Below are 22,975 nucleotides of genomic sequence, written 5' to 3' on the forward strand. Positions count from 1 at the left end.
TCAGCGCCTGGAGGTCCCACGGATCAGCGGGCGCACCACCGTGTCACGCGCCGCGGACAGGCGCTGCTCGAGGCGGTCGAGCAGCGAGTGCAGGTTCGCGTCGCGGGTGAGGCGGTCGTCGAGGACGACATTGACGGTGCCGCGCAGCAGGGCGTAGGCCTCCCACTGCTTGGGCGCCATCGTGCGCGGGGAGCGCCGGATGATGCCGTCGGCGATGGAGACGGCGGCTTCGCGGGCGGTGATGCGCTGGTTCAGCGGCCAGGGCAGCATCTCCCCCACCTCACGGCCGAGTTCGTCCTCGTCCAGGGTGTTCCTGGTCATGGCGGTCTCGACCACGCCCAGGTAGGCGACGCCCGCGGTCGCGCCGTGCGCGGACAGTTCCACCCGCAGCGCGCGGCCGAACTGCTCGACCGCGGCCTTGCTGGTCATATAGGGCGAACCGGCCATGCCGGGCGCGAAAGCGGCCGCCGAGGAGACCACCACGACATGCCCACCGGCTTCGATGACGCTGTCGAGCGCGGGCTGCACGGTATTGAACACGCCGGTCAGGTTCACCGCGATGACCCGGTCGAAGTCGGCCGGGTCCATCAGGCGGATGGTCGCGGGCGGCGGCACGATGCCGGCGTTGGCGACCACCACGTCGATGCGCCCGAACTCCTCACGCACCCGCGCGATGGCCGCGTTCATGCCCGCGCGGTCGGTGACATCGGCGGTGACCGCGAAGCCACGGATGCGCAGATCGCGGGCCACGGCTTCGGCCGCGGCGGCATCGATGTCGATCACCGCGACATGCGCGCCGCGCGCGGCCAGCAGCCGAGCCAGTTCCCGGCCGATGCCGGTGCCCGCGCCGGTGACGACGGCGACCCGGTCCTGCAGGTCGAAGATCGGCTGATCGGAGACGCCGGTGAACGGCACCGAGGCGAGCAGTCCGCGCAGATCCGGCAATTTCATCGGGTCCTCATCTCATACGATTCGGCGTCGAAACGTCGCGTGCGGCGAGCGTATTCGAAGCTCCAGCTCGGGTACAGGCCGGAGTTCGCGCCGTCGGCGGTGGTGTAGTAACTGTTGCAGCCGCCGGTCAGCCAGGCGGTGTCGGTGCTGCGCGCGTTGACGTCGGCGAGGAACGCCTCCTGCACCTCGGGGCGGACCGCCACGCGGGTGACGCCCTTCTCGCGCATGGTCTTCACCGCGTCGACGATGTAGCGGGCCTGCGACTCGATCATGAAGACCGCCGACTGATTGCCCACCACGCCGAACGGGCCGAGGGTGGTGAAGAAGTTCGGGAACCCGGCCATCGAGGTACCGAGGTAGCTGCTCGGCGCTTCGCGGTAGATATCGGCCGCCGAGCGCCCGTCGACGGCGTGGATGCGCTCGAACACCCTGGCGGGCATGCCGAAACCGGTCCCCCAGATCAGCGTGTCGACCGGGTGCTCCACGCCGTCGGCGGTGACGATCGAATGCTCCCTGATCTCCTTGATCCCGGCCGTGACGACCTCGACATTGGGCTGGGTCAGCGCCGGGAAGTAGGCATCGGAGAAGATCGCGCGTTTGCAGCCGATCACGTAGTCGGGAGTGAGGATCTTGCGCAGCTTCGGGTCGCGGACCTGGCGCAGCAGTTGCAGCTTGGCCAGCGTCTCGAACGGATGCCGGAAGCGCTTGTCCACGAAGCCGACCAGGCCGAAGCTCTCGATGCCGGTGTAGAACGCGCCGCGCACCGCCTTGCCGAGCACCGGGAGATTGCGCAGCAGCGCGCGTTCCACGGGGGTCGTGCGGCGATCGAGGCGGGAGACGATCCACGGCGCGGATCGCTGGAACACCGTCAGCTTGCCGACCTTCGGCTGGATCTCCGGAATGAACTGCACCGCGGACGCGCCGGTGCCGATCACCGCGACCCGCTCGCCGGTCAGATCGTGATCGTGATTCCAGTGCAGCGAATGGAACTGGGTGCCCGCGAAGCTCTCCCGGCCGGGCAGGTTCGGGATATTGGCCTCGCTGAACGGGCCGACCGCCGAGATGAGCACGTCGGCGGTGTAATCACCTCTGCCGGTCGTCACGCGCCAGCGATTCGCGTCCTCGTCGAAGCGCGCGTCGGCGACCTCGACGCCGAAGCGCATGTGCGGCACGATCGCGAAATCGGCGGCGACCTTCTCCAGGTAGGACAGGATCTCCGGCTGCGTGCCGTAGGTGCGCGACCAATCCGGGTTGGGCGCGAAGGAATACGAGTACAGGTGGGAGGGCACGTCGCAGGCGCAGCCGGGATAGGTGTTGGCGCGCCAGGTGCCGCCCAGGCCCGAGGAGCGTTCCAGGATGACGAAGTCGGTGATGCCCTGGGCGCGCAACTCGACGCCGAGCGCGATGCCCGCGAAGCCGGCGCCGATGACGACCACCGGGAAGTGCTCGGTGGTCTTCCGCTGCGTGGCCTTCTCAGCGGTGGCGGGGGTGTTCTTCTCGGTCGCCATGTCGGCGACTCCTTTCCGAGGCAGGTCGGGTCGGCTCACAGATCCAGCACGAGGTCGCCCTCGTCGGCCCGTGAGACGCAGGTCAGCATGGCCTTGTCGCGTTCGACCGGCGACAGCGTCCGGTCCCGGTGCTGTACCCGGCCGGCCAGCACGCCCACCTTGCAGCTTCCGCAGAAACCCTGCTGGCAGGAGTAGGCGACGCCCGGCTGCACCCGGCGGATCGCGGCCAGCGCCGATTCTTCCGCGCCCACCCGCACGTCGGTGCCGCTGCGGGCGAGGGTGACGGTGAACTCCTGGCCGCCGAGAACCGGTGGCGGCGAGAACCGTTCGGTGTGCAGGGAGACGCGCAGGTCGTCGCCGACGGCGCGGGCGGCCGCGGCCGGCATCGGCGGCGGGCCGCAGACGTAGATCGCGGTGCCGCGCGGGGCCGAGGCGACGATCGAGGCCACGTCCGGCCGACCGAACTCGTCGTCGGGACGGATCTCGACGTCGGCGCCGGGAATCGCCGCCAACTCGTCGAGGAACGGCATGGTGGCGCGGGAACGGCCGGTGTAGACCAGGCGCGCGAAGCGGTGGTCGGCGCGGGCGGCCCGCAACATCGGCAGGATCGGGGTGATGCCGATGCCGCCCGCGACGAACAGGTACCTGGGTGCGGCCACGTAGTCGAAGGCATTGCGCGGACCGCGAATTCGTACGCGATCGCCCACCTTCAGCTCGTGCACCTCGACCGATCCCCCGCCGCCGTCGGCGATGCGGCGCACCGAGACGCGGTAGTGGCGGCGGTCGGCCGGGTCACCGTTGAGCGAGTACTGGCGCTGCCTGCCCGAGGGCAGGAAGAGGTCCAGGTGCGCGCCGGGCGACCAGGCGGGCAGTTCGCTGCCGTTGGGATGGCGCAGGATCAGGCTGCGCACGTCCTCGGCTTCGTCCTCGATCCGGTCGACCAGCATCGGCAGGTCGAAGCCGGTGCGCCGGACCGGTTGTGGGCGCGAGAGCAACGGAGCCGCCGGGCTTTTCACGAAGACGTTCTTGTAGGCGTCGAACGCGCCGACCAGCAGCCGTAGACCCGCGTTCGGCTCGTAGCCCGGACGCGACGCGGCGGTTCCCCGGCCGCCCCCGTGGCCGCCTACCTCGCGATCACGCTCCGCCACGGCCACCGTCTCCGGCGCGAGCGGACGGCTCGTGCGGTCACCCCTCGCCGCCACCTCCTGCTTCTGCACGGTCATGCCTGGCCGCCCCGGGCCGCCGGAGAACTCGCCAGGTAGCGCAGCGCGTTGTCCATCGGACCGAGCTGCGAGGGGTGGAAACCCGGGCGCAGGTAGCGCGGGATCTCGGTGAAGAAGGTGGTGAAGCTGGGCACCACCCCGCGCACCGTCGCGCTGGCCAGCTGCACCGGCCACCAGCGACCCTTGCGCGGCGAGGGATCCTTGGCGAACAGGTAGCCGCCGGTCGCGGCGAACAGCGCGAGCAGGCCCATGCTGGAGATCAGCGCGTGCCGGGCCTTGCGCGCGTAGCTGCCGTCGACGTGCATGTAGGCGTCGTAGACCACGCTGCGGTGCTCGACCTCCTCGGCGCCGTGCCAGCGGATGAGATCGAGCATGGCCGGATGCATGCCCTTCTCCTCGAGCACGTCGTTGGTGAGCAGCCATTCGCCGATCACGGCGGTGTAGTGCTCCATGCCCGCGAACAGCGCCAGCCGCTCACACAGCCACTCGTGTTTGGCGCGGCCGCTGAGGCCGTGATCGCCCAGCATGCGGTCCACCAGCCAGCCGACCAGCTCGACCAGCGGACCCACCTCCAGCCCGAGCTTCTCGAGCTGGATGCGCGCCTGCTCATGGGAGGTGGCGTGCATGGCTTCCTGGCCGATGAACCCGCGCACCTCCTCGGCGAGCCGCTCGTCGTCGATCAACGGAAGCGCTTCCGACAGTGCCTGGGCCATCGCGCGCTCGCCTTCGGGCAGCAGCAGGTGCATGACGTTGATGATGTGCGTGGCCATCACCTCGCCGGGGATGTAATGCAGCGGCACCGAAGAGAAGTCGAAGGCGACGTCCCGGGCGTGAATCGCGTGCGCCTGCTCGGTATAGGAGGCAGTACCCATCGGATGATCCTCACGGCTCGACGTTGAACGGGAGGCCTTGACGATATTTGTTGACATCAGGCAATGTCAACAGCACCTGATGTCAACTTCTCGATGTGAGAGGATGAGGAGCATGGTGGCCGAATCCGACGCACTCGCCGGTATGCGCAACTGGCGGGGTCTCGCCCCCGCCGACCGCATCGCCGCCCGCCGCGCCCAGCTCATCGAGGCGGCCACCGACATGATGGCGACCTCCGGTTCCTCGGAACTGTCCATGCGCGGGGTGTGCAGGCAGGCAGGTCTCACCGAGCGCTACTTCTACGAGAACTTCCCCAACCTCGACGCGCTCATGGTCACCGTGCTCGAGACGGTGGTGATCGGCGCCCGTGACCGGCTGCTGGACGCGCTGACCGAAGCGCCCGCCGAGCGCGAAGCCATGTTCCACCACGTCGTGTCCGCGTTCACCGACTTCCTGCTCGAAGACCGCAGGCGCGGGCCGATCATGTTCATCGAATCCCAGGCCAACCCGGTCCTGAGCAAACGCGGCGACGAACTCATCGCCCTGTTCACCCAGCCCATCGCCTTCACCATCGGCAGCGGCGACTACCGGGAGCCGCTCCCCGACCACCTCGACGCCTCGCTCAACGCCAACGCCATCTTCGGCTCGCTGGCGTATCTGTACCGGCCGTGGCTGGATGGCACCTTCGACGTGCCGCGCGAACGGTTCGACCGGCACGCGGTGCGGGTGCTCACCGCCATCGCGACGGTGCGCTCCTCCGACGTCGCGGCCCCCGCACCCGACGGGTCGTAGGCCGCTGCGCCCGCCCGCGAGCGTTTCTCCTCCGACGCTCGGGGCACCCGATCAGCATGGCTACCGACAACTCCTCCGCCCGCGCCGACGACCCGACGCACGTCGACCCGAGCGATCTGCGCCGGCTCCTCGACGCCGTTCCCGGCAGCTGCCTGCTGCTCTCCGAGGGCCGGGTCCAGGTCCACAACGGCCCCGTGGACGACAACTACGGACTGGTCGTCGTCACGCGTGCCGATCTGGCCGCCCATCTGGGTGACCGCCCGGACGAGACCCAACTGACCACCGAGGCCGCGCTGCTCGACGACAAGATCCGCCTGCTCGGCGCCTGAGCCGACCGCCCGCGGCCGTCGCGGCCCGGGGACGGCCGCAGGCATGTGCGGGCCGTCGAACGCATCGGTGCACCGTCGCCCTGACGATGCGGGGCGACGCCTACGCCTTCGCGACGTCAGTGCGAGTAGTCCCGAAACGTCATGACGCCGCCGACCATGATCGCCACCGCGGTGAGGATGTAGATCGTGATGCGGAGCCACACCGGCCCGTAATAGCTGACCAACATCGACGCACCGAGCGCCACGAGAATCATCACCACCCCGTAGAAGGGCGTGTACTGCTCCTTGTCGACCATTACCCCAGTGTCCGCCGGGGGCGCCGCGGGTGGCAACGGCATCGGCCGCGCGGCCCGCGGATACGTCCGGTCTGCGCGGGATGCCGGGATCAGTCGGCGAACAGGGTCGAGCCCCAGTAGTCGCCGTCGCCGAGTCCGGGCGGGCAGGCGAACACCGCCGATCCGACGTGCTTGGTGTATTCGTTGAGCGCGTCGTTGCGGGCGAGTTTGTCCTGCATCGGGACGAACTGGGTCTTCGGGTTGCGGCAGTAGGCGATGAAGAACAGGCCCGCGTCCAGATGTCCGAAACCATCGGAGCCGTCGGTGAAGTTGTAGCCCCGCCGGAGGATCTGGATGCCGCCGAGCTCCTCATGAGAGGCCAGGCGCACGTGGGCGTCGCGATCGACCAGCGGACCGGACGGCCCTGAAGATTGCAGGTCGAGTTCGTCGAACTCGTCGCGGCCACCCAACGGCGCGCCGCTGCCCTTGGCGCGGCCGATCACCCGTTCCTGCTCGTGCAGGCTGGCGCGATCCCAGGGTTCGATCAGCATGCGGATGCGGCGGGTCACCAGATACGAGCCGCCCGCCATCCACGGTTGGTCGTCCGCGCGATCCACCCACACGAACTCGTCGACGGCGGCTTGGTCCTCGGCCTTGATATTGCGGGTGCCGTCCTTGAATCCGAACAGATTGCGCGGCGTCACCTGGCCGGTCGTGGTCGAGGAGGTACGGCCGAATCCGAGCTGGGACCACCGCACCGACACCGCCCCGAAACCCGCCCGCGCGAGATTGCGCACGGCGTGCACCGCGACCTGCGGGTCGTCCGCGCAGGCCTGGATCGCGATGTCGCCGCCGCAGCGCGCCGGGTCCAGCGCGTCGCCGGTGAACTTCGGAAGGTCGGCCAGCGCGGCGGGTCTGCGCCCGCCGAGGCCGAAGCGGTCGTGGCCGTCGCCGGTCACGAACAGCGACGGGCCGAACCCGATCGTCAGGGTCAAGCGCGAGGCCGACAGGTCGAGCGCCTCACCGGTATCGGTCGGCGGAGTGTAGGCGCCCAGGCCGACCGCGCCGTCGGTGAACGCTTCCTGCCCGCGGGTCATGCGTTCGGCCATCTCGGTCCAGGTCCGCAGCAGATCGACCAGTTCGGCACGGGACTCGGTGTGCACGTCGAACGTCGCGAAATGCAACCGGTCCTGCGCGGCGGTGACGATGCCGGCCTGGTGGGTGTCGCGGAACGGCACCACCTGCGCCGGGGCGGCCTGGCCGGCCGAGACCCGACCGGCCAGCACACCGGCGCCGGCCGCGACGGCGCCGACTCCCGCCGACCCGATCAAGCCGCGGCGGGAGATCCCGCCGCGGCCGGGACGAGGTTCACGATCCGGCGACAATGCCCTGCACCTGGCTCACCACGGCCGAGAGAGCGTCGATGCGCCGCGAGAGGGCGATGCGCTGTTCCTCGGTGACGGTGTCGTAGCTGACCTGCCCGTCGCCGAGCCGGTACTTGGCGAGCTCCTCGTCGAGTTCGGCGAAGCGCCGATCGATCTGAGCGCCCAGCTCGGCGTCGCGTTCGTCGAGGATCGGCCGCACGCTGGCGACCGCGGCCTGCGAACCGTCGACATTGGCCTGGAAATCCCAGAGGTCGGTGTGGGAGAAGATGTCCTCCTCGCCGGTGATCTTGGTGCGGGCGATCTCGTCGAGCAGGGTCTGCGCCCCGCCCGCGACCTGCACCGGGTCGACCGAGTAGCCCTCGGCGCTCACCCCGGCGACCAGCTCGTCGATATCGGCGAGCAGCTGATCGGCCATCCGGTTCGTATCCGGCTGCAGCCCCTGCGTCCAGAGGTCCTTCTCCAGCCGGTGGAATCCCGTCCAGGTGTCACCCTCGGCGAGATCGACCTCGCGCAGATCCAGACGCGGGTCCAAATCGTTGGGGAAGCTCTCCGCGACGGGCTCGATGCGCTCGTAGTAGGTGCGGGTCACCGGGTACTGCTTCTTGGCGGACTCGACATCACCGCTCTTGATCGCCTCGACGAACGAGCGCGCGGTTTCCTGCAGCGCGGTCGCCTGGCTGACGATGTAGCGCTTGTAACCGGTCGCCGCCTCGGCGAGTTTGCCGGATTCGTCGCGCTTGCGCGCGTCGCCGGTGACCGTGAAATCGTGGCGGATGCCGTCGCCGACCATGCCGGGCTTGCACACGGTCTGGTAGGTGCCCGGATCCGGCACGGAGACGATCAATTGCCTGGTCAGGCCGGGACCGATGTTCTCGACCTCGCCGATGACCCGGTCGCCGGCGCCGAAGACGTAGAACTCGGTGACCTTGGTTCCGTTGTTGACGATGCGGAAGGTCACCGTCCCGGTCTCGGCCGAATCCCGGGCGACCGCACAGGACGAATCGTCGGCGGTGACCGCGATGTCACTGTCCGACGCCGGGTCGGCCTTGCTCGTGCACGCGGCGAGCGCCAGCGGCACAGACGCCACCACGGCGACCGAAATCAGGGTATTGCGCACGGAGGACAGACCTTTCACTTACGACGGCGACGCCGCGGTTTCCGAAGACGACGAACTTCCACCACTCGAATCGGCAACTGCCGTCGGTCGCAGGAACAGCGTGAGCACCACGGCCGCATACAGAATCCAGGCGATCACCTGGAGCAGCGTGGGGTCGGCGCGGAAGTTGAAAATGCCCTGGACGATGGAGCCGTACCAGCTCGACATCGAAAACCACGACGAGATATCGAAGGCATTCCGCGACAGACCCGGCAGCCAATTCGCTGTCTGTAATGCCCGAATTCCGTAGGCGAGGATGCCCGCCGCGACCACGATCAACAACACGCCGGTATAGCGGAAGAACACCGCGAAATCGATCCGCACCGCGCCGAAATACATCGCCACCGTCAGCGCGGCGGCGACCACGATCCCCAGCAGCAGGCCGAGGAGCGGCCACTGGCTCCCCGAGGCGTTCTCCGCGTAGCCGACCATCAGCAGCGCGGTCTCGACACCTTCGCGTCCGACCGCGAGGAACGCCAGCGCCACGACCGCCGGTGGACCGACACTCAGCGCACGTGACATGCCGTGCTTCAGATCCCCTGATATCGACCGTGCCGCGGTGCGCATCCACAACACCATCCAGGTCACGATCACCACCGCCGCGAGCGAGGCCAGGCCCGCGATCAATTCCGCGGCGACACCGGTCACCGTGGAGGTGCCGTAGTGCACGCCGGCGAAGATCGCGGCCACCATGGCGACCGCGGCGCCGACTCCGGCCGCCACCCATTTCAGCGAGTCGCGACGCTGCGACTTCACCAGGAACGCGACGAGAATCATGACCACGATTCCGGCCTCGAGCCCCTCGCGCACCCCGATCAAGCCACTGCCGAACAACTCGGCAGCCACCGAGGGGCCGGAAGCAGAAGTACGTTCCAGCACATCTCTCCCAAAACGACGAAACAAAGCCTCACCAAAGGTTGGTAAGGCAACCCAGTGTTGCATACACCGATATGCGGGCAAACGAGGACTGCGGTAATCGGAGACCAGTCCATGTGTCACCTCTTGCCGGCTCGTGTCGAGATCTCCGGTCATGTCAGGTCGTCGATCTTCCGCGCTCCGCCCACGCGCGCCCGATTCGTCCCGAAATACGGGCTGCCGATATTGCGTTGCCCACGTCGCGACGAGCTGCCAGCATTCCGAGATGAACACCGAGCAGCCGTCCGCACTCGCACCGGGAATCGCGCCACCGGAGCGGATCGACCTGGGTGATCTACTCCTGCGCAGGTGGCAGCCCGAAGACCTGATGCCACGATTCGACGCCATAACGGCCTCCTTCGACCACATCCACCCCTGGATGGACTGGCTCGCCGAGCCCATGACGATCGAACGGCAACGAGCCTTCGGCGACGCGATCGCGACGAGCTGGCCCGGCCCCGACGGCAGCTGCAACTACGGCATCTTCGACGCCGAGGGCACCGTCCTCGGCGCGATCGGACTCCACGACCGCATCGGCCCGCGCACACTGGAAATCGGGTACTGGTGCCACATCGCGCATACCGGCCGTGGCGTGATCACCCGCTCGGCCGCCGCGCTGACCCGAATCGCGCTGGCACTACCCGGCATCGACCACATCGAAATCCGTTGCGACGAAGCCAATGTCCGCAGCGCCGCGGTCCCCCGCCGGCTCGGCTACCGGCTCGATCGGATCGAACCACGCGAGGTGCGCGCCCCCGCGGAATCGGGGCGCGGGATGGTGTGGGTCGCGCATGCGCACGACTTCATCGAGGCAGATGCGGACAGGCGTGGCCGGTGAGACCGAGTGCGGCGATCTGACGCACACCGTGCTCGAAACCGCACACCGCGATCGAGGCAGGCACCATGGAGAGCCGGATACCCTGGGCCACCGGCAATTCCATCCATCGCGCCAGCAGCACGCGGGAGAAGTGCCCGTGGCCGACGAAAACCACATCCCTGCTCTCCATCCGCTCCAGAGCCAGCGCCACAGCCCGGTCGGCGCGAGCGCCGACCACGGCCACGCTCTCACCGCCCGGACAGCCGTGCGTCCAGACCAGCCAGCCCGGAACGGTCTCGCGAACCTGCGCGGTGGTGAGCCCCTCGTAGTCGCCGTAATCCCATTCGGCCAACAGCGACAACTCTTCGTCGACCTCCAGCCCCGCCAGAGCGGCGGTCACCACCGCCCGGCGTCGCGGGCTGCAAATGACCAGAGGATCGCGCAACTCCAGTTCGGCGAGTGCTCCGGCGGCCATCTCGGCCTGCCGACGGCCGACATCGGTGAGATCGAGTTCGGTGCGGCCGGTATGCCTGCCAACAGCCGACCACTCGGTCTCGCCGTGCCGGAGCAACACGAGCCGGTGCCCCAGGACGCTCACATCGACGATTCTGCCGCACATCCGGCCGCCGTCAGCACTACTCGCGACCGGGCGCGTCGTTGGGCGCCCCTTCTCTCCGCAGCGCCGACAAGATCGGTTCCTCAGGTCGAGGCACGATGCCGATGGCACCATCTTCGGGTGACGATGAACGACCGCGCGATGCCACCGCTCGATGCCGACGAGCGCACCACCTTCGAGGCGTGGCTCGACTTCTACCGCGCAACTCTGGCCGCGAAGTGCCAGGGACTCGACGACACCCAGTTGCGTACCGCTTCGGTAGCGCCCTCTGCGCTGACCCTGCTCGGCCTGGTCCGGCATATGGCCGAGGTCGAACGCAACTGGTTCCGCAGAATCCTCGCCGGGGAGCCGGTTGCATCGATCCACCACCAACAGGATCCCGAGCACGATGCCGGGTTCGACCTGACCGAAGACTCGACCTACGACTCTGCCGTCACGATCTGGCAGGAGGAGATCGCCCACGCCCGCCGCAACTGCGCCGCACGCGAACTGGGCGACACCGCCCCGTTCATGGACGGCCGAGTGAGCCTGCGCTGGATCTACACGCACATGATCAGCGAATATGCCCGCCACTGCGGGCACGCCGACCTCATCCGCGAACGTATCGACGGCGCAACAGGAGTCTGACCCCGAGCCATGCCCTGGTAGTCGCATTGCCGCGCCGACCCGAATCGCATTGCCCCTACCCTGCGTCGACAGCGTCGAAATCACCTGCGCCGAGGCACATTTCGCAGTGCCACAGTCGCCCGCCGTCTCGGCTACCGGCTCGACCCTCATCGCCACAGGACTGGATCTTCAATCAGCGCTTGTACCACTGATTGAAACGTGTTCTACTCGTTCGCGTGAGCGACATCACCCCCAGCCCGGGCGCGACACCGCCGCCGATCCGAGCCGCCGGCGATCGACCACATCCCACTTCGCAGGCCTCGCGCTTCGACGGGACGGACAACGGGCGATCCCACTAGCCGAGGCGCCCGTCCAGCCCGGGCCGCCGCGTTCACACCCCGAACCCCGTTCTCGATAAACCAAAGCGATCCCATTCGGTCGCGGTCTCCACCGGAGGTCAACGATGACCCTGACCATGCAACAGCTCATCGCAGAACATGCCGAGAAAGACACCCTGGCGGTCATCCACGACGCCGCCGACGGCAGCCGGGTCCGATGGACCTGGAAGGAGTACGTCACGCGCTCCTCCCAGCACGCGGCCGCGATCCTCGAGCGCGCCGACGCCGGTCGCCCCCTGCACATCGGAGCGCTGCTGGGCAACACTCCCGCCATGCTCACCGCCATCGCGGGGGCGGCACTGGGCGGATACGTGCTGTGCGGAATCAACGGCACGCGCCGCGGTGCCGGTCTGCGGGCGGACCTCGCCACCGCCGACATCCAGATCCTGTTGACCGACACCGAACACCGGCACCTGCTCGACGGCCTCGACCTCGCGGGCGTGGACGTGATCGACGTCGAAGACAGCGAATGGCAACATCGATGCCAGAGCGCCGGCGAGCTGACACCGGCCCGGCAGGCCCAGCCGACCGACCCGTTCATGATGATCTTCACCTCGGGCACCAGCGGCGACCCCAAAGCTGTTCTCGTCTCCCACCTCATGGTGTCCTTCGCCGGCGGCAACCTCCTCGACCGATTCGCGCTGACCAGCAGCGACGTCTTCTACCTCGCGATGCCGATGTTCCACTCCAACGGCATAGCGGCGGGTTTCGCACCCGCTGTCGCGGCAGGCGGGACCATGGCGCCGAGCAAGTTCTCGGCCTCCGGATTCATCGACGAAATCCGTTCCTACGGGGCGACTTACATGAACTATGTCGGTAAGCCGCTGGCCTATGTCCTCGCCACACCAGCCCGCGCCGACGACTCCGACAACCCGCTGCGCGTGGCTTTCGGCAACGAGGCGTCCGATCAGGACATCGAGGGGTTCTCCCGGCGGTTCGGCGTCCGCGTGGTCGACGCCTTCGGCTCCACAGAGAACGCCGTGATCATCACCCGCGAGGAAGGCACGCCGCCCGGGTCGGTCGGACGCGGCCTGCCCGGCGTCGCCGTCTACAAGAGCGATCCGATCGCCGAGTGCCCGCCCGCCCGCTTCGACGACAGCGGAATGCTCGTCAACCCCGAAGAAGCCATCGGCGAACTGGTCAACACCAGCGGCGCCGGTTTCTTCTCCGGCTACTACAACAACGACGAGGCCTCCGCCGAACGCATGCGCGCCGGGATGTACTGGTCCGGCGACCTCGCCTACAAGGACTCCGACGGCTGGATCTATCTCGCGGGCCGCACCGCGGACTGGATGCGCGTCGACGGCGAGAACCTCACCGCCGGCCCGATCGAGCGAATCCTGCAGCGCCACCCCGACATCAGCCGCGTCGCCGTCTACCCGGTCCCCGACGAACTGGTCGGCGATCAACTCATGGCGGCCGTGGTCCTGCGCGAGGGAGCACGGCTCGACGAAGCCGAATTCGGCGAGTTCCTCGCTTCCCAGCAGGATCTGTCCCCCAAGGCATGGCCGCGGTTCGTGCGGATCGCGGCCGAACTCCCGGCTACCGCCACCAACAAGATCCTCAAGCGCGTGCTCGTCTGCGAGGGCACCGGCGTGGGGGCCGACATCCTGTGGACCCGGGCCGGGCGCGAACGCACCTATCGCCTGTCCGAGGGCCGAGCAGCCCGGACGCTGCCGTAGCCGCGCCGCCCCGACCGCGCTGGTTCAACAACCCGCGGACCGTCGCGGGAGGGGAACCGATCAGCCGGCGGACGCGTCTGAATGTGCAGGACCACCGAGAGGACAGTCGCCGTGAACGAATCGAACCCGCGAGATACCCCGCCCGGCCAGACCGCAGTGGGAGCAGCTGTCCTGCAACTGAACCCACAGGCGCTCATCGAACTCGACAGCGCGTGTTCGGAATTGGCCGCCGCACTGGTCGACGCCCAGGGCCGGGCCGCCGCACTCGGCGCGCTCACCACGTGGGGACTCGGCGAGGACGATCCCGCGCTGCGCACGGCCCGAGCCCTGGTGAACATATTCCGGGAGAAGGCATCCGGCGGTCCGGGCAGCGCGCATTCGGTGCTCGGCCGGCATCTGGCGAGCACGGAGGAACTGCGCGGGCTGTTCGCGACCGTGGCCACGGCATTGCCGCAGGTGGACGAGGAGTTCGCCCAAGAGGTACGGCAGATCGACAGCTGACCCGCACCAGGCGGTTCCGGTGGATCTCGGCCTATCGGCGCGCCGTCGGCCTGCGCCCGGCTCGAGCACCGATCGTGCGGGAAGATCACATAGGTGGTCCACCGGGAATCCACGCGTCGCACGATGCGCTGGCTGTCACCGGGCATATCCCAGGCTATGACCGCCCAGGGCTTGCGCGGCTGGCGTGCGCAGCCGGCCCCGCCCGCAACGGCGTGAACCCGAGCCGGCTGTTCTCGACGGAACCGTGCGGCACCATCGCCGTCGCCCGCGTCCCCTCGACCAACGCAAGCGCAGCACGAGCGGCAGCGAGCCCGTACCTCGACCTCCAGCTTTCTCCCTGCCGCATCGCGACTGTTAGTGGACGCACCGTTCATATCGTGCTTATATGGACGGTACGTCCACATAACCGATCGGAGCATCATGTCGAGCGCCAACCCCACGCCCCGCGTAGCACTCGTCACCGGCGGCTCCGGCGGCATCGGCCGTGCCGTGGTCGACCGACTCGCGGCTGACGGCTTCGCGGTCGCCGTCCATTACGCAGGCAACGCCGAGCGGGCTCGAAAGATCGTCGATGCGGTCACCGACCGTGCAGGCCGCGCCATCTCCGTCAGCGGCGACGTCGCCGACGAGGCCGCGATGGCGAACGCCTTCGACGTGGCGGAGGCCGAATTCGGCGGCATCGACGTCGTCGTCAATACCGCCGGGATCATGGTCCTCTCGCCGGTCGCGAGCCTCGACCTGGCCGACCTCGACCGAATGCATCGCACCAATATCCGCGGCGCCTTCGTGATCTCCCAGCTCGCCGCCAACCGGCTCCGCCGCGGCGGCGCCCTGATCAACGTCTCGACCAGCCAGACCCGGCTCCAGCACCCGACCTACGCCCCATATGCCGCGAGCAAGGCCGCCGTCGAGAGCCTGACCCTCGTCCTTGCCCGTGAGCTGCGCGGCAAGGACATCACCGTCAACGCGATCGCGCCGGGACCGACCGCCACGCCGCTGTTCCTCGACGGCAAAGACGATCAGACCATCGACCGCCTCGCCGCCCTGGCGCCCCTCGAGCGTCTCGGCACCCCGGAGGACATCGCCGAGGTCGCCGCCTTCCTCGCCGGCCCGGGTCGCTGGATCAACGGCCAGGTCGTCTTCCCCAACGGCGGGATCGCCTGAACCCCTTACACAGGACAGGAGTCCGAACATGACCGACTTCCGCACGGACAATATCGGCGAGCAGTCACCCTTCGAGGTGCTCGCCACTGAACCCGGCGACGAGCCGGAGTCCTATGTGGTCACCATGAAGGTCACCGGCAACGGCTTCAACGGCGCCGGTCCCCTGGCCTTCGTCCTGCGCGACGACCGGATCGCCGAGCTACGGATCAGCTGATGGCATCGGAATCATCGTCTGCGACACGCGGCCGCGGCCGCCGCCCCGCCGAGGAAGTGCGCGCCGACATCTTGAAAACCGTTGGGACACTTCTCCTGAGCGAGGGCAGCGCGGACCTCACCTTCGAGCGCGTGGCCCGCGAGGCAGGCGTCAGCAAGACAACCCTCTACAAGTGGTGGCCGTCGAAGGGCGCGCTCGCACTCGACGGCTACTTCCACGCCGTGGAAGAAAGACTCGCCTTCCCCGACACCGGCGACATCCGCACCGATCTGCTCGCCCAGCTCCGCGCCTTCGCGAAGCTCATGACACGGACTCCCGGCGGCCGGGTGCTGACCGAACTGATCGGCCTGTCCCAGACCGACGAAGACCTGGCAGTCGCCTACCGTCGACTGTATTCGTCGCAACGCCGCCGCCTCGCCTGCGAACGTCTGCGACGGGCACAAGAGATCGGCCAGATCCGGCCCGAAGCCGACCCGCAGATCATCGTGGACCAGCTCTGGGGAGCCGTCTACCACCGGCTGCTCATTCCCGACGAGCCCGTGACAGACCACTTCGTGACCGGCCTGGTCGCCAACCTCCTCGACGGCATCGCAGCCGGCTGATCCCGAATCCGCAATGCGCCGCCGACTATACCGACAGTCAGCATAATTCTCGATACTCTGTACCATTGATACATGGAGTCAGGAAGGACCCGCCTGCTGGAAGCAGCGCTCGCGCTGCTGGCCGAGCATCCGGAGCGGGCACCGAGCACACGGGAGCTCTACGAGGCGGCGAATGTGGCCGCGCCGACGCTGTATCACCACTTCGGCACGAAGGACGGCCTGATGGAGGCCGCGGTCGACGAAGCCTTTTCGGCCTACCTGGAGCGCAAGCGAGCGGTCCCCCGGACCGGCGACTTGATTGCCGACTTCGCGGCAGGGTGGGACATGCACGTCGGATTCGGGGTGGAGAACCCGATCCTCTATGCGCTCATGTACGGGCGCGAGGATGGGCGCCACTCTCGGGCCGCCCAGACCGCCGAGACGGAATTGCGGCGCGCGGTGGAGCTGCTCGCGGACGCGGGGATCCTGCGAACAAGTGTCGACGAAGCCGTCGCGGTCACGACGGCGATGGCGATCGGCTGTGTCACGCAACTGATTCACGAAGGCGCGCCCGCGACCGCGCCGCTGGCTCGGACGATGCGTGGCGCGCTGCTGTCCGAACTGACCGGAAGGTCGCCGGAGCAAGACGACGCCGGGCACGCCGCGCGGGCGCTGCTCGCTCGACTCGGTGCGGTGGACGGGCTGTTCAGCCCGGCGGAGGAAGCGCTGCTGCGCCAGTGGCTGCACGCCCTCTCCGGGCACTTCGCGCAATCGGATACACGGAAAGAGGGAGAGGAATCATGACCAACTCGCCACGCGAGAAGCTCACGCTCACCCATCTACTGGGAGGACAGGACCCCGTTCCCCGCCTCGGATACGGCGCCATGCAACTCGCCGGCCATGGCGTGATCGGATTACCCGAGGACGTGCACGGCGCGATCGACGTGCTGCGCGCTGCGGTGGATCAAGGGGTCAGGTTCTTCGACACCGCGAACGCTTACGGTCCACGCACCGTCGATCAGCTCATCGGCAGAGCGCTGAGCCCCTTCGCCGACGATGTGATGATCGGAAACAAGGTCGGCGCGCGGCGCGGCCCCAGGGGCGAGTGGCTCACCGACGGCCGACCGGAGACCTTGCGCACGCAGGTCGAAGAAAGCCTGCTCGATATGCGTACGGACAGCAGCCCACTCACCTACTTGCGTCTATCGGGCGACAGCCAAGCACCCGAGAGTGCCCCGGCCGATGAGGTGCCGTTCGAGGAATCGCTCGGCGCCCTCGTCGAATTGCGCGCGGAAGGCAAGATCCGCCACATCGGACTCTCCGGCGCCTCGCCCGAGATGCTGCGCATCGCGCAACAGATCACGCCGATCGCCGCCGTCCAGAACCGCTTCAACCTCATCGACCGCAGCGGCATCGAAGTCCTCGGCGTCTGCGAACGAGACGGCATCGCGTTCGTTCCGTACTTCCCGCTCGCCACCGGCGCCCTGGGCGAACCGGACCAGCTCACCCGACCGGCACGCCGGCTCGGCGTCTCCACCTCCGCGGTCGCCTTGGCGTGGCTGCTTCGGCGCTCCCCGGTGATCATCCCGATCCCGGGCACCAAGTCCTTGCGACACCTCGCCGACAACATCAGCGCCTCCGAGGTCGCGGCGCTGTTGACCGACGACGAGGTCCGCGCACTGACAGCGCTCGAGGACGAAGAATCCGCACAACTCGGCACGATGCCGGATCGGATGTCCGAAGCCATGGTTCGAATCCGCGACGCGTTCACCCGGTAGGCAGGGCCGGGCCAGGCGACACGGCTTCACGGCAAGGCGTGTGCAGGCCACTTCCATGAGCCACCACATACCGTTGGCGTAACCAACCGACCCGATGGATTCGGAGCTCGGTCCCTGGAGTGAGCCCGATGTGGGCCACGGATGCAGCCAGGAATATCGCCGACGACCACCACGCGCTCCACGCCCGGAACGGTAGGCGCACAGCAGCGCGCAGGCGAGGCGATTTCCACCCACGACAAGAGGCCGAAAGGCACTAGCAAGGCCCGTGACCAGCTGAGACCGTCGAGATATGCCTCCCGCTTCCGATGTGGTGGTGCGGACCGACCGGCTGACGAAAGCGTACGGCCGACTGGTCGCGTTGCGTGAGGTCGACCTACGGATCGAGCGCGGTGAGGTATTCGGGTACCTCGGGCCGAACGGGGCCGGCAAGTCCACCACCCTGCGTCTGCTGATGGGGATGCTGCGCCCCACCGCGGGGAGCGCGGAACTGTTCGGACTCGATGCCTGGTCGGCTGCGGTGGCCGTCCATCGGCGGATCGGGTACGTGCCCGGCGAGCTGGCCCTGTACCCGCGCATGACCGGGCGTCAGCACATCGACTACCTGCGAAATCTGCGCCGGGACCGCGACCGGAAATCCGCCGAGGCGCTGGCGACCCGACTCGACCTGCAGCTCGACAAACCCGTGCGGGCGCTGTCGAAGGGCAACCGGCAGAAGCTCGCCCTGGTCCTGGCCCTCATGAGCAGGCCCGAGCTGTTGATTCTCGACGAGCCGACCGGGGGTCTGGATCCACTCGTCCAGCTGGAGTTCTACGCGATCCTGCGCGAGCACACCGCGAAGGGCGGCACGGTGCTGCTGTCCTCGCACGTCCTCAGCGAGGTCCAGCGGGTCGCGGACCGTGTCGGCGTCCTCCGGGAAGGCCGCCTGGTCGCTGTCGAAAGACTCGAGGATCTGCAGGAGAAGTCTCTGCACCACGTCGTCGCCGAGTTCGCGAACCCGGTCGGCGCCTTGGATTTCCAGCACATCGACGGTCTGCGCGACATCGCGATCGAAGGGAGCACCCTTCGTTGCAGCGCACCCCAATCCGCACTGGACGCGCTGATCAAGCACCTCGCGCGACACACTCTCGTCGACTTCGAATGCGCCGAAGCGAGTCTCGACGAAACCTTCCTCGCACTGTATGGATCGGGGGAATCGTGATCGCGAACACTGCCCTCACCCGGACGGTGTCGACTCGGACCGTCTTCCTCAAGACCCTGTGGGACCAGCGGTGGTCATTGCCCGCCTGGGTGCTGGGGCTGGTGCTGCTCGTCGCCATGTACGTCGCGATCTGGCCGAGCGTGCGCGACCAGCCCTCGATCAGCGGCTTCATCGAGCAGATGCCGGAGGCGATGCGGGCGCTGTTCGCGATGTCCGGCGCGGACATGTCCACACCGGTCGGCTACGTGCAGGTGGAGCTACTTGCCTTCATGGGACCGCTGTTGCTGCTGCTCTACGCGATCACCACCGGAGCCGCATCGCTCGCCGGTGAAGAGGAGCACCGCACGCTGGACCTGCTGCTGTCGAGCCCGATCAGCCGAGGCCGCATCTTCGTCGAGAAGTTCGCCGCGATGGTGGTCGGGATCGCGCTGCTCGGGGCCGTGACCGGAGTGGCATTGGTGGGTGAGGGAAGCCTGGCGGACATGACGCTGCCCGCGGGCCATGTCGCCGCGACGATGGTGCACATGTCGCTGCTGGCACTCGTGTACGGCACCCTCGCGGCCACCTTCGGCGCGTTGACCGGACGCACCGGCGTCAGCCGTGCCGTACCCGCAGTCGCCGCCGTCCTCGCCTATGTGGTCAACGGGCTCGGCCCGATCGTGTCCTGGCTGGAGCCGTGGCAGAAGTTCTCGCCGTTCTACCAGTACGCCGGCCACGATCCGCTCCGTAACGGACTGTCCGTGCCCGCCGTGCTGGTCTCCGTCGGCACGGTGGTGCTGCTTGTCGTTGTCGCGTTGTTCGGGTTCGGGCGCCGCGACGTCGCCGGATAGAAAGCGATGGAGACGATGTCCTGTTCACCCGTGCTCGCCGCGGCGAACCGCCCGATCGCGGCCCCCTTCGGCACTGTCTCGGTCAGAGACATCGTGCGGGTGTTCAACAAGTACGTGACCAATCCACTCATGATGCGGCTGGCCGGCCGGAAATACTGGTATGCGTCGGTCATCCGGCACACCGGCAGACGCACCGGGAAAACCTACGACACCCCCGTCGTGGCCGAGCCGTTCACCGGCGGGTTCATCATCCCGCTCCCCTATGGCAGGCACGTGGATTGGCTGCGCAATGTGCGACGCACCGGAACAGCGACCATCCGGCACAAAGGCAACGTCTACGCCGTCGCCGCTCCCGAGATCATCGATGCCGCAACCGCCGCGCCGCTGCTGTCCCCACCACGTCGGCGCCAGTTCGGGCGATTCGGCATCGACGAGTTCGTCACCTTCGAAACCCGCGACGCTCGCAGTGCGACGGCTGGGGGCGCATCGCCGCCGTCAGACCCCGGCGACGCCGAGTAGCTGCCCGATCCCGTAGGTGACGGCCATCGCGAGCGCACCACCGGTGACCACCCGCACGATGGCCCGGCCTCGGGCGGCGCCGCCGAGGCGGGCGCTGAGGCTGCCGGTGAGGGCCAAGGCCACCAGCATCGCGACGAACGTGATCGGGACGCGCACCTCGGCAGGCGGCAACAGGATCGCCAGCAGCGGCAGGATCGCACCGACTGTGAACGCGGCGGCAGAGGCGAACGCCGCATGCCAGGGGTTGGTCAGCTCGTCCGGGTCGATCCCCAGTTCGACCTCCGCGTGCGCGGCGAACGCGTCGTGCGCGGTCAATTCCTCGGCGACCGTGCGAGCGGTCTGCGGGGACAGGCCCTTCGCCTCGTAAAGACCGGTCAGCTCTTCGAGTTCGGCGTCGGGCATGGTCGACAGCTCGTGGCGCTCCTTGGTCAGCAGGGCGCGTTCGGAGTCGCGCTGGGTGCTGACCGAGACGTACTCGCCCAAGGCCATGGAGACCGCGCCGGCGGCGAGGCCGGCCAATCCGGCGGTCAGGATCGGGCCGCGATCGGTGGTGGCCGCCGCGACACCGACGACCAGACCGGCGACCGAGACGATGCCGTCGTTGGCGCCGAGCACCCCGGCCCGCAGCCAGTTCAACCGCGACGACAGCCCTCCGACATGTGGTTCCGCGGCGTGGGAGCCGTTGCTGATCGGCGAATCGCTCGAGTCCTTGTTCAGGGTCACGACCGGAAGGTTATTGCGACCGGGCTCGCGCCACCAGCAATGCAAGGCTATCCGAAGCCGAATTCATCCAGATGATTCCCGCCTGCTCGACGCGGAGACGGGTGTCACCGCCCCGGCGTCGACTCGGTGTCGGCCGAGTTGTTCCAGACCGCGGCCGCGCCGCTCTCACCGATGCGATAGACCTGCACGACCGATCCGACCGCCAGCGCGATGCCCAGAACGGTCAGCCCGACCGCCAGGAAGCGGGACGCCTGTTCCCGCGCGGATCCGGTCCGCTGCGTCCACCACTGCTGGACGCGGGGCTGGTGGATCGCCCACCACGCCAGCGAGACCACGAAGACACCCAGCGACCAGACGAGCAGTTCCTCGCCGAGCTCGGCGTGGATCTCCACCAGCGGATCACTCGGCGTCCGATGCTCGAGCCACTCGCCGGCCTCGGTTGTCAACGGCACCAGCACGAGCGTGACGAAGGCCACGATGGGCGAGGCGACCCCGATCCGGCGTCGCGCGGCGGGCCAGCACAACGACAGCAGCAGGATCAGCGCCGAGATCGGCACCAGCACCACCACGAAGTGCACCAGCAGGGGGTGGATCGGCAAGCCGTTGAACGTGGTGAGCTCCATGGAGACCGTGCCTTTGTCGAGATGTGTTTGCGATCGGGCCCCCACACCTTAGAGGCAGAACCTGGGAGTTTCCTGGGCGATGGCCGGGAATACCGGTCTCCCCGCCGCCACCTCGTCACCTCCATTGCGTCACACGTCAGCATGCGTCCCGAGAGAAGCGCTACGCCGAGAGCAGCCGTCGTCATCGCTGCCGCGACCCAGACCGGAGCCGGTCCCCCGAGACCTGCGGCAATGCCGGCGGCACCGAGGGCAGGCCCTGCAGCGGCTCCCAGGTTCAGCGCGGCAGTCGCGTATGAACCACCCATCGTCGGCGCGCCTGTCGCGGCATAGAGCACCCGAGTGATCAGGGTGCTCCCGACACCGAACGCCAGAACTCCTTGCGCCAGAACGAGAACGATGAGGAGCGCCGGGTGCGAGCCGAACGATGCGAGCGCGACCCACCCTGCCGACAGGAGCGGACCTCCGACCGCGATGACGAGACCGGGCCGCTGATCCGACATCCTTCCCGCGATCGTCACACCGAGGAATGATCCGAGACCGAACACGACCAAGACGACGGAGATCCAGCCATCGCTCAGCCCTGCGTATCTCGTCACGATCGGCGCCAGGAAGGTGAAGGCCGCGAAGGTGCCGCCGTTGATCAGCGCGCCGAGAGACATCGCGAGCAGGAGCCGCGATGAACGCAGTTGGCGGAGTTCCGACGCAATCCCCGGCGCGGGGCCGTTGCCCGTCGCGGCGCCGGCAGACTGGTTCGGGACGCCTTGGAGGATGCCGAGAGCCGCGGGAATGCAGAGGAGGGCGATGGCCCAGAATGTCGCACGCCAACCGAGGGCGGTGCCGAGTAGCGCTCCGGCGGGGACGCCCGCGACCATCGCGATCGTCGTGCCGGAGAGAAGGATGGCCAGTGCCCGGCCCTTACGATCTTCGGGTACGAGGGTGGTCGAGGTGCTCAGCGCGACCGCGAGAAAGCCTGCGTTCGCCAGCGCGGCGACCACGCGACTGATGAAAAGCACTGTAAACGCGGGCGTCACCCCGGCGACGACATGACAGCTCGCGAATGCGAGCAGGCAGACGAGCAGGGTGAGCCGCGGGGGCCAATGGCGAGCGGAGGCCGCCATTGCGGGTGCACCGACGACCATTCCGATGGCGAATGCTGAGGTCAGCAGACCCGCAGTGCCGACGGAGACGTCGAGATCGGAGGCGATCGCGGGGAGCAGACCCGCGAGCATGAATTCCGAGGTGCCCATGACGAAGACCGCCAGGGCAAGCATGTAGAGAGCGAAAGGCATCGAGTACTCCGAGGTGAGAGGCCAGAGAGGGT

General features: G+C 68.2%; 25 protein-coding genes and 1 pseudogene. 14 read left to right on the forward strand and 12 right to left on the reverse strand.

What is annotated here, in order from left to right:
• Genes ON26_RS29350 through ON26_RS29365 form a run of 4 tightly spaced genes read right to left on the reverse strand, consistent with a single transcriptional unit; the run spans position 1 to position 4,554 of the window.
• Entirely contained in the window at positions 1–951 is a 951-nt protein-coding gene (locus ON26_RS29350; protein ID WP_051027875.1) for an SDR family oxidoreductase, read from the reverse strand.
• The gene (locus ON26_RS29355; RefSeq protein WP_083884455.1) at positions 948–2,459 is read right to left on the reverse strand and encodes a flavin-containing monooxygenase; all 1,512 of its coding nucleotides are present in this window, start codon (positions 2,457–2,459) and stop codon (positions 948–950) included. The genes ON26_RS29350 and ON26_RS29355 overlap by 4 nt, the downstream gene beginning before the upstream one ends.
• A 35-nt stretch (positions 2,460–2,494) precedes the next feature.
• Positions 2,495–3,682: a PDR/VanB family oxidoreductase gene (locus ON26_RS29360; protein WP_083884456.1), complete on the reverse strand. Its 1,188-nt coding sequence runs from the start codon at positions 3,680–3,682 to the stop codon at positions 2,495–2,497.
• A complete protein-coding gene (locus ON26_RS29365) occupies positions 3,679–4,554 on the reverse strand; it encodes a metal-dependent hydrolase (protein WP_040801252.1) in 876 nt (291 codons plus the stop codon). Before ON26_RS29365 ends, ON26_RS29360 begins: the two co-directional genes overlap by 4 nt.
• 112 nt (positions 4,555–4,666) lie before the next feature.
• Between ON26_RS29365 and ON26_RS29370 the strand changes: the two genes are divergently transcribed.
• A complete protein-coding gene (locus ON26_RS29370; protein WP_040801254.1) occupies positions 4,667–5,344 on the forward strand; it encodes a TetR/AcrR family transcriptional regulator in 678 nt (225 codons plus the stop codon).
• A gap of 56 nt (positions 5,345–5,400) precedes the next feature.
• Complete coding sequence (locus tag ON26_RS29375; protein ID WP_040801256.1) at positions 5,401–5,673, forward strand: hypothetical protein; 273 nt, start codon at positions 5,401–5,403, stop codon at positions 5,671–5,673.
• 116 nt (positions 5,674–5,789) lie between these two features.
• Here the strand turns inward: ON26_RS29375 and ON26_RS29380 are convergent, their stop codons facing one another.
• From ON26_RS29380 to efeU, 4 genes are all read right to left on the reverse strand, one after another.
• Complete coding sequence (locus ON26_RS29380; RefSeq protein ID WP_040801339.1) at positions 5,790–5,969, reverse strand: hypothetical protein; 180 nt, start codon at positions 5,967–5,969, stop codon at positions 5,790–5,792.
• A gap of 89 nt (positions 5,970–6,058) precedes the next feature.
• A complete protein-coding gene (gene efeB, locus ON26_RS29385) occupies positions 6,059–7,333 on the reverse strand; it encodes an iron uptake transporter deferrochelatase/peroxidase subunit (RefSeq protein ID WP_040801258.1) in 1,275 nt (424 codons plus the stop codon).
• Entirely contained in the window at positions 7,317–8,450 is a 1,134-nt protein-coding gene (efeO, locus tag ON26_RS29390) for an iron uptake system protein EfeO (RefSeq protein ID WP_174375464.1), read from the reverse strand. Before efeO ends, efeB begins: the two co-directional genes overlap by 17 nt.
• A gap of 18 nt (positions 8,451–8,468) precedes the next feature.
• On the reverse strand, positions 8,469–9,521 hold the full coding sequence (gene efeU, locus ON26_RS29395; RefSeq protein ID WP_245546111.1) for an iron uptake transporter permease EfeU: 1,053 nt from the start codon (positions 9,519–9,521) through the stop codon (positions 8,469–8,471).
• Positions 9,522–9,630: 109 nt separating this feature from the next.
• Between efeU and ON26_RS29400 the strand changes: the two genes are divergently transcribed.
• Positions 9,631–10,242 carry a GNAT family N-acetyltransferase gene (locus tag ON26_RS29400; RefSeq protein ID WP_083884458.1) on the forward strand — a complete coding sequence of 204 codons (612 nt, stop codon included), beginning with the start codon at positions 9,631–9,633 and terminating at the stop codon, positions 10,240–10,242.
• On the opposite strand, the gene ON26_RS29405 is transcribed toward ON26_RS29400, so the two are convergent.
• On the reverse strand, positions 10,208–10,819 hold the full coding sequence (locus ON26_RS29405; protein ID WP_040801343.1) for an acid phosphatase: 612 nt from the start codon (positions 10,817–10,819) through the stop codon (positions 10,208–10,210). The genes ON26_RS29400 and ON26_RS29405 overlap by 35 nt on opposite strands.
• Positions 10,820–10,957: 138 nt before the next feature.
• Here ON26_RS29405 and ON26_RS29410 point away from each other — a divergent pair, with 138 nt between their 5' ends.
• From ON26_RS29410 to ON26_RS29460, 11 genes are all read left to right on the forward strand, one after another.
• Complete coding sequence (locus ON26_RS29410; protein WP_245546112.1) at positions 10,958–11,464, forward strand: DinB family protein; 507 nt, start codon at positions 10,958–10,960, stop codon at positions 11,462–11,464.
• Positions 11,465–11,906: 442 nt separating this feature from the next.
• Positions 11,907–13,523: a fatty-acid--CoA ligase FadD1 gene (gene fadD1 / locus ON26_RS29415; protein ID WP_040801262.1), complete on the forward strand. Its 1,617-nt coding sequence runs from the start codon at positions 11,907–11,909 to the stop codon at positions 13,521–13,523.
• A 111-nt stretch (positions 13,524–13,634) separates the two neighbouring features.
• Positions 13,635–14,024 carry a hypothetical protein gene (locus tag ON26_RS33690; RefSeq protein WP_157172063.1) on the forward strand — a complete coding sequence of 130 codons (390 nt, stop codon included), beginning with the start codon at positions 13,635–13,637 and terminating at the stop codon, positions 14,022–14,024.
• A 420-nt stretch (positions 14,025–14,444) separates the two neighbouring features.
• A complete protein-coding gene (locus ON26_RS29425; RefSeq protein ID WP_040801266.1) occupies positions 14,445–15,188 on the forward strand; it encodes an SDR family oxidoreductase in 744 nt (247 codons plus the stop codon).
• A 28-nt stretch (positions 15,189–15,216) separates the two neighbouring features.
• Positions 15,217–15,402, forward strand: a complete 186-nt coding sequence (locus ON26_RS29430) for a hypothetical protein (RefSeq protein WP_051027877.1) — start codon at positions 15,217–15,219, stop codon at positions 15,400–15,402.
• Positions 15,402–16,004: a TetR/AcrR family transcriptional regulator gene (locus tag ON26_RS29435; RefSeq protein WP_040801268.1), complete on the forward strand. Its 603-nt coding sequence runs from the start codon at positions 15,402–15,404 to the stop codon at positions 16,002–16,004. The genes ON26_RS29430 and ON26_RS29435 overlap by 1 nt, the downstream gene beginning before the upstream one ends.
• A gap of 72 nt (positions 16,005–16,076) precedes the next feature.
• Positions 16,077–16,787, forward strand: coding sequence for a TetR/AcrR family transcriptional regulator (locus ON26_RS29440; RefSeq protein ID WP_040801270.1), 711 nt, complete (start codon positions 16,077–16,079; stop codon positions 16,785–16,787).
• On the forward strand, positions 16,784–17,761 hold the full coding sequence (locus ON26_RS29445) for an aldo/keto reductase (protein WP_040801272.1): 978 nt from the start codon (positions 16,784–16,786) through the stop codon (positions 17,759–17,761). Before ON26_RS29440 ends, ON26_RS29445 begins: the two co-directional genes overlap by 4 nt.
• Before the next feature lie 289 nt (positions 17,762–18,050).
• Positions 18,051–18,959, forward strand: coding sequence for an ABC transporter ATP-binding protein (locus tag ON26_RS29450; RefSeq protein WP_040801274.1), 909 nt, complete (start codon positions 18,051–18,053; stop codon positions 18,957–18,959).
• Positions 18,956–19,789, forward strand: a complete 834-nt coding sequence (locus tag ON26_RS29455) for an ABC transporter permease (RefSeq protein ID WP_245546113.1) — start codon at positions 18,956–18,958, stop codon at positions 19,787–19,789. The genes ON26_RS29450 and ON26_RS29455 overlap by 4 nt, the downstream gene beginning before the upstream one ends.
• Positions 19,790–19,804: 15 nt before the next feature.
• Positions 19,805–20,308: a PNPOx family protein gene (locus ON26_RS29460; protein ID WP_157172064.1), complete on the forward strand. Its 504-nt coding sequence runs from the start codon at positions 19,805–19,807 to the stop codon at positions 20,306–20,308.
• Here the strand turns inward: ON26_RS29460 and ON26_RS29465 are convergent.
• The 3 genes and pseudogenes from ON26_RS29465 to ON26_RS29475 form a co-directional block, all read right to left on the reverse strand.
• The gene (locus tag ON26_RS29465) at positions 20,285–21,025 is read right to left on the reverse strand and encodes a VIT1/CCC1 transporter family protein (protein ID WP_373280971.1); all 741 of its coding nucleotides are present in this window, start codon (positions 21,023–21,025) and stop codon (positions 20,285–20,287) included. The genes ON26_RS29460 and ON26_RS29465 overlap by 24 nt on opposite strands.
• Before the next feature lie 110 nt (positions 21,026–21,135).
• Entirely contained in the window at positions 21,136–21,654 is a 519-nt protein-coding gene (locus ON26_RS29470; protein ID WP_040801275.1) for a DUF2231 domain-containing protein, read from the reverse strand.
• Positions 21,655–21,773: 119 nt separating this feature from the next.
• Positions 21,774–22,943: pseudogene (locus ON26_RS29475) on the reverse strand (Cmx/CmrA family chloramphenicol efflux MFS transporter); the annotation flags it as partial.
• Positions 22,944–22,975 lie beyond the last annotated feature (32 nt).

Source organism: Nocardia higoensis NBRC 100133 (assembly GCF_000308595.1).
Classification (GTDB): domain Bacteria; phylum Actinomycetota; class Actinomycetes; order Mycobacteriales; family Mycobacteriaceae; genus Nocardia; species Nocardia higoensis.